The organism is Streptomyces sp. NRRL S-495, from assembly GCF_000966955.1.
Lineage (GTDB): Bacteria > Actinomycetota > Actinomycetes > Streptomycetales > Streptomycetaceae > Kitasatospora > Kitasatospora purpeofusca.
On record NZ_JZWY01000139.1, the window covers coordinates 1 to 5,087 of the forward strand.

Consider the following 5,087-nt stretch of genomic DNA (forward strand, 5'->3'; position numbering starts at 1 on the left):
CCCCCTCACCGCGCCGAGGCGGTGGCGGTGGGGGTCGGGGCCGGGCGGGGACGGCCGTGCTGACGGGTGGTGAGGGGGTACGCCCAGGCGAGGAGGGCGAGCAGCAGGACGAACGGAAGCAGGGTGCAGAGCGCGGCGCTGCCGGCGGCAGTCGCGGTATGGCGGGATTCAGCGGGCATCGGCGAGGCAGCGGGCATCGGCGAGGTCGAGTTCGGCCCACACGGTCTTGGCCCCGGGGTCGCGGAGGGCCGTGCCCCAGCGGTCGGCGAGGGCGTCGATCAGGACCAGCCCCCGCCCGGACTGGCCGTCGGTGACCCGCGCCGACGGGAGGACGGGCAGGCGGTCGCCCCGGCAGTCGGACACCTCGATCCGGAGGGTGGCGCCCCGGCGCACGGTGGTGGTGAGACACAGGTGCAACTCGAACCCGCGCCCCGGAACGCGCCCGTGCGTGATGGCGTTCGCCGCCAGCTCGGCGACGACGAGCAGCGCCGAGTGGAACGGTTCGCCGATCCTGGAGTCCACACCCCACTCGGCGAGTTGACGTCTGACGATGCCTCGGCAGAGACACGCGCCCTTCGGGGTCGCGGCGAGGACGATGGTGTGGCGGCGGGGGTTGTCGAGCGGAATTTCGGTCGTCATGGGGAAAAGCCTGGCGGCACGGACGTACGCTGACCACGGATCCGGCGGGCACGGAGTGTGCTTGTGCGGACGCGGAGGGTCCGCCTGTTGGTGAGACCCGGATCAGTCGGTCGCAAACTCGTGTGAGCAGGGGTGGTTCCCATGGTGAGCAGCGTCGAGCGCAGCGAGCGCACGGTCCCCGACGACGGGGAGACGGTGGAGAACTCGGACGGGATCGCCGAGTTCTACAGCGCGGTGGGCAAGTTGGTCAAGCTTTACCGCGAACGGGCCGGCATCACGCAGCGCCAGCTCGCGGAGCGGATCGGGTACAGCGAGGACATGGTCGGCCTGATCGAGCGCGGGAAGCGGACGCCGAGAATCGAGTTCCTGACCGTGGTGGACCCCATCGTCGACGCGGGCGGGGCGCTGACGGTCGTCGCGGACGACGTGATGAAGGCCAAGATCCGGGTGAGTGAGCGTCACCCGGCGTTCTCGAAGGCCTTCACAGCGGAGGAAGCCAAGGCACTTGAGGTCCACGAGTACAGCAGTCTGCACATCCCTGGACTGTTGCAGACAGAGGCGCACGCGCGAGCGCTGTACGACATGCGCAGGCCGTGGCTGTCCGTCGAACAGGTCGATTCGTGGGTGGACGCGCGGATGACCCGACAGGAGATCCTGAGCCGCTGGCCGCTGCCGGTGATGAGCTGGGTGATCGACGAGAGTGCCCTGCGGCGGCCGTTGGGCGGCTGGGACGTCCACGAGGCGCAGCTGCGCCACCTGCTGCGTGTCGGTGAAATCCGTGGCGTGGAACTCCAGGTGATGCCGCTCGACCGCACGGAGAACGCGGGCATGGGCGGCTCGTTCATCCTCCTCACCCAGACCGGTCGCGCGCAGATCGCCTACGTGGCAGTCCAGCACGTCAACAGGCTCATCACGGATCCGGACGAGGTCCGTAAGATGGCAGCACGGTACGGCACCCTCAGGGGACAGGCGCTCACCATGAGGGAGTCCCTGGTCCTGATCGAAAAGATTCTGGGAGAGCGGTAGGCATGGCCGATCTGGCATGGTTCAAGAGCACCCACAGCAGCAACGAGGACGCCGCGTGCGTCGAGGTCGCCGAGACGCCCGGTGTGGTCCACGTCCGCGACTCCAAGGACAAGACCGGCCCGCAGCTGGCCTTCGAGCCGGCCGCCTGGAAGGCGTTCGTCGACTTCGCCGCGGACGCCAACGTCTGAAACAGCACCCACCCGACGGCCTGCCGCTTCCCAGCGGCGGGCCGTCGGCGCATCCTGGATGTCGTGATGACCGAACTGACATGGTTCAAGAGCAGCCACAGCACCAACGAGGACGCCGCGTGCGTCGAGGTCGCCAAGGCCCCCGAAGTCGTCCACGTCCGCGACTCCAAGGACAAGACCGGCCCCCAACTCACCTTCCACCCCACCGCCTGGAAGGCATTCGTCGACTTCGCCGCCGACGCCGACCTCTGAGCACCGACAGCCCGGAAGTGTCCGGGCAGCGCCACCGCGCTGTACGGTCGGGCGAGTAGCACAGCCCTCGACACCAGGAGCCGAGATGGAACCGGATCATGTTCCCGATTGGTTCTGGGAGGTCCTGGACGCGACCCGACCGCGCCTGTCCGCCCTGGAGTTGTGGTTGGAGTCCCGCTCGCGGGAGGAGCTCGAAGCCTTCGCGTCCGCCTACGAGTCCGCGGCGGAATCGCTGGCCGACTTCTCGGAAGGTGTCAGCGTGGACGGGGACGTCTGGTCCGAGGACAGCACCGAGGATCTGTGCCTGTGGGTGGTCGGGCAGGGCTACTCGCTGTGGAACTCGGTGATTGTGGGAGACCTGAGGCTGGAAGAAGCCGCCCGGATGTACCTGGGCCGTGCTCCGCTGCTTCCGGAAGGCGTGGCGCCGTGGGACGGGGAGGTCTCGAACCCCGAGCACCGGGGCTACCAGTCCCCCGGGGCCATCGTGCACGGCGTCCACCGGACGCGATTCGCCGAGGAACTCTGAGCGGACCACGTCGGCCCACCCGCCAACCCGGGACCGCGCGCCGTCACAGGCCGGTGGCGAGCCAGGCCGTCACGGCCGCAGCGGTGACGAGCCCGAGGTTGAGTGCGATCCGGCGGTCACCGCCGGTCAGGTGGACGGCGATCGCACCGGCCTGGAGGAGGACGAGGCCGCCGGCCGCGGCCGATGCCAGCGGGACCGCGACACCCGTCAGCGGCGGCAGGAGCAGACCTGCCGCGCCGAGGACTTCGACCGTCCCGAGGGCCCTGAGAGCCGGCAGGGGTATGCGGTCGACCCAGGCCATCATCGGCCGGAGCTGATCGGGGCTGCGGATCACTTTCAGCGTGCCCGCGTAGAGGTAGAAGAGCGCGAGCGGTCCCGCGACGATCCAGTAGGCGATGTTCATGGTGAGAAGTCCACCGCCGGGGGCCTGCCGGTGTCCAAGACCCGTTTTTTCTGCGCCGATACCCCGTCGGTATCGGCGCAGCAGGGAGCCCGTTCCTCCGGTCCGGGCCGTCGGCAGTCCTCCCTCACCCCCTCCGGACCCCGGCTGCACGGGCAGCAAAAACCGTTGTGCGCCCTGCCGTTCCAGGAGTAATAACCATGGACGGGCCAGCAGTTGCGCGCGCCGACGCGACGATGCCGATCGTGCTGCGAGGAGGATCCATGGGGCGGGTGGTGGTCGCCGCTCGGGCGGTGGCCGTGGTTGTCGCCACGTGGCTGGCGCTGGTCGTGCTGATGGTGCTGGTGGTCCTGCTGGGCTCGCTGCTGCCGGGCACCTCGGCCCGCGGCGTCCTCTCGTCCTCGCTCGTTCCGCTGTGGCTGCTCGCACTGCTTCTCGGACCGCCGGTCGCCTGCGTCGCACTGCGCCGGTGGATCGCCGTCGGCCGGTCGGGCGGTGCGGACGGACCGCTGCCTCCCCACTCCGACGAGCAGTGGGGCTTCCGAGCCCCACCTGCCCCGCCCCGCCCGGACGCCCCAGGCACTTCGCCGGGCCCGCCCGCGCCGGAGCCCCCGGAGGACCTGGAGACCCCGGTGGCCCCGGTGGCCCCGGAGACCCCGGTCGGCCCGGACGCCGAGGCCCGGCGACGGGCCCGTGCGGACGCCGAGCGGGCCCGCGCGGCAGCCGCACGGGCGCGCGAGGAGGAAGTCCGCCGCCGAGCGAGGCGCAACCGCCGGTTGCGCCAACGGGGTCGGCGGTACTGAGCGGCAAGCACGGAGTGGGAAGTCGACGCCGCCGACTTCCCACTCCTCTCCCCCAAGGCGATGTCCAGCTCCTGCGCTGTCCGTTCACCCGCGGCCCGCCCCCACGGGCGCAACGGCCGCGCCCGGCGGCGGGGACGGCGGCGAGACGCCGGGAGAAGCGCGTGGGAGCTGCGAGAGCGGCCCGCCTGGTCCGGCTCCTGTTCAGAGCATGATCAATGAACCCGGCCCCCACGGACACACGCCCCGGGTGCGGCCGCCGCCGCTCCTGGCGTCCGCCGTCCAGTGCTCGCTGTGGTCGACGAAGCCGGCGCCGGGCACTGGTGCGCCCGGCGGGACGGGCGTGGCGACCCTCGCGCTCGCCCGGCGCCGTAGGAGTCCGGCCGGGTCGGTGACCGCCGGTCATAGCTGCGCCAGGTCCGCCGGGGCCGGCTGGACCCCACCCCACCGGACGCCCTCCTCCGGGAGTACGAGCCGCACCGGCATCACCCGGTCGCTGCCGTCGACGACGACCGCCGCAGTGGCGGTCTCGTAGCAGCAGGTGCGCTCGACGGCTGCCCGTCGACGGGCCTCGGTGACGCGCTGCTCCTCCGCCGCGCGCCCGTGGTCGTCGCTCAGCGCGGCTGCGCGGCAGCCGCCCGGCCGAGGGCCGCGTGACGGAACCGTCCCCGGGCCGCAGCACGGCGGCAACGCGGAAAGTCGGCGTCGTCGACCTTCCACTCCGCACCGCCGGAGCCGGAACCCCGGCCGAAAGGTCAAGTCAAGCCCCTCGAAGGGGATTTCTTGATCCTCCGCCCCCGTCCCGAGGTGGAGCGCGAGTCGCCGCGCAGAGGCAGTACAGAGGCTCCGCAGGGCCTTCCGCAGGACGACGCGAGTACGGCGGTGCGGATGCGAACGTGGCGGTGAGGCCCGGGAGTCGGGTCCGGGAGGGAACACCATGAACGCCAACCACTGGGCCGGGCCGCGTCGTCGCGACCGGCTCGGCCTGCGGCTCGCCGCCGTCGCGGTGGCCGGAGCCACGGTCGCCACGCTCGCCCCGACGGCCGCCGTGGCGGCGGGGGTCGGGGTGCCCTCCGCCGTGGCGGAGGCCGGACGGCCCGGGCCGTCCGTCGACCTGGGCCCGGAGCTGCGGGCCCTGGTCGAGCGCGGCGGTGCGACGGCCGCACTCGGCGAGGTGCGCGAGGCCGGCCGCCGGCCGTGGCGCGACGCCGCCGGGGTCGTCGACCTGGACTCCGGGCGCGCGGTGCGCACCGACA

8 protein-coding genes and 1 pseudogene are annotated in these 5,087 nt (G+C 72.1%); 6 read left to right on the forward strand and 3 right to left on the reverse strand.

Translation table 11 applies throughout. The features are described from left to right. Nucleotides 1-5: 5 nt before the first annotated feature. Complete coding sequence (locus VR45_RS46790; RefSeq protein ID WP_159394158.1) at nt 6-179, reverse strand: hypothetical protein; 174 nt, start codon at nt 177-179, stop codon at nt 6-8. Beyond that, entirely contained in the window at nt 169-639 is a 471-nt protein-coding gene (locus VR45_RS09735; RefSeq protein WP_045939280.1) for an ATP-binding protein, read from the reverse strand. The genes VR45_RS46790 and VR45_RS09735 overlap by 11 nt, the downstream gene beginning before the upstream one ends. 141 nt (nt 640-780) lie before the next feature. Here VR45_RS09735 and VR45_RS09740 point away from each other — a divergent pair, with 141 nt between their 5' ends. From VR45_RS09740 to VR45_RS09755, 4 genes are all read left to right on the forward strand, one after another. Beyond that, entirely contained in the window at nt 781-1,665 is an 885-nt protein-coding gene (locus VR45_RS09740; protein WP_052708970.1) for a helix-turn-helix transcriptional regulator, read from the forward strand. A 2-nt stretch (nt 1,666-1,667) separates the two neighbouring features. After that, nucleotides 1,668-1,853, forward strand: a complete 186-nt coding sequence (locus tag VR45_RS09745) for a DUF397 domain-containing protein (protein WP_045939281.1) — start codon at nt 1,668-1,670, stop codon at nt 1,851-1,853. A 66-nt stretch (nt 1,854-1,919) separates the two neighbouring features. Beyond that, entirely contained in the window at nt 1,920-2,105 is a 186-nt protein-coding gene (locus tag VR45_RS09750; RefSeq protein ID WP_052708968.1) for a DUF397 domain-containing protein, read from the forward strand. A gap of 85 nt (nt 2,106-2,190) precedes the next feature. Further along, on the forward strand, nt 2,191-2,631 hold the full coding sequence (locus tag VR45_RS09755) for a hypothetical protein (RefSeq protein ID WP_045939283.1): 441 nt from the start codon (nt 2,191-2,193) through the stop codon (nt 2,629-2,631). A 43-nt stretch (nt 2,632-2,674) separates the two neighbouring features. Here the strand turns inward: VR45_RS09755 and VR45_RS09760 are convergent, their stop codons facing one another. Then, the gene (locus VR45_RS09760; protein WP_045939284.1) at nt 2,675-3,034 is read right to left on the reverse strand and encodes a DoxX family protein; all 360 of its coding nucleotides are present in this window, start codon (nt 3,032-3,034) and stop codon (nt 2,675-2,677) included. A gap of 197 nt (nt 3,035-3,231) precedes the next feature. Between VR45_RS09760 and VR45_RS42165 the strand changes: the two genes are divergently transcribed. Beyond that, nucleotides 3,232-3,834 (forward strand): hypothetical protein, encoded by a 603-nt coding sequence (locus tag VR45_RS42165; protein WP_159394159.1) that lies wholly within the window; start codon nt 3,232-3,234, stop codon nt 3,832-3,834. Nucleotides 3,835-4,768: 934 nt separating this feature from the next. After that, nucleotides 4,769-5,087 (forward strand): annotated as a pseudogene (locus VR45_RS09775) (hypothetical protein); the annotation flags it as partial.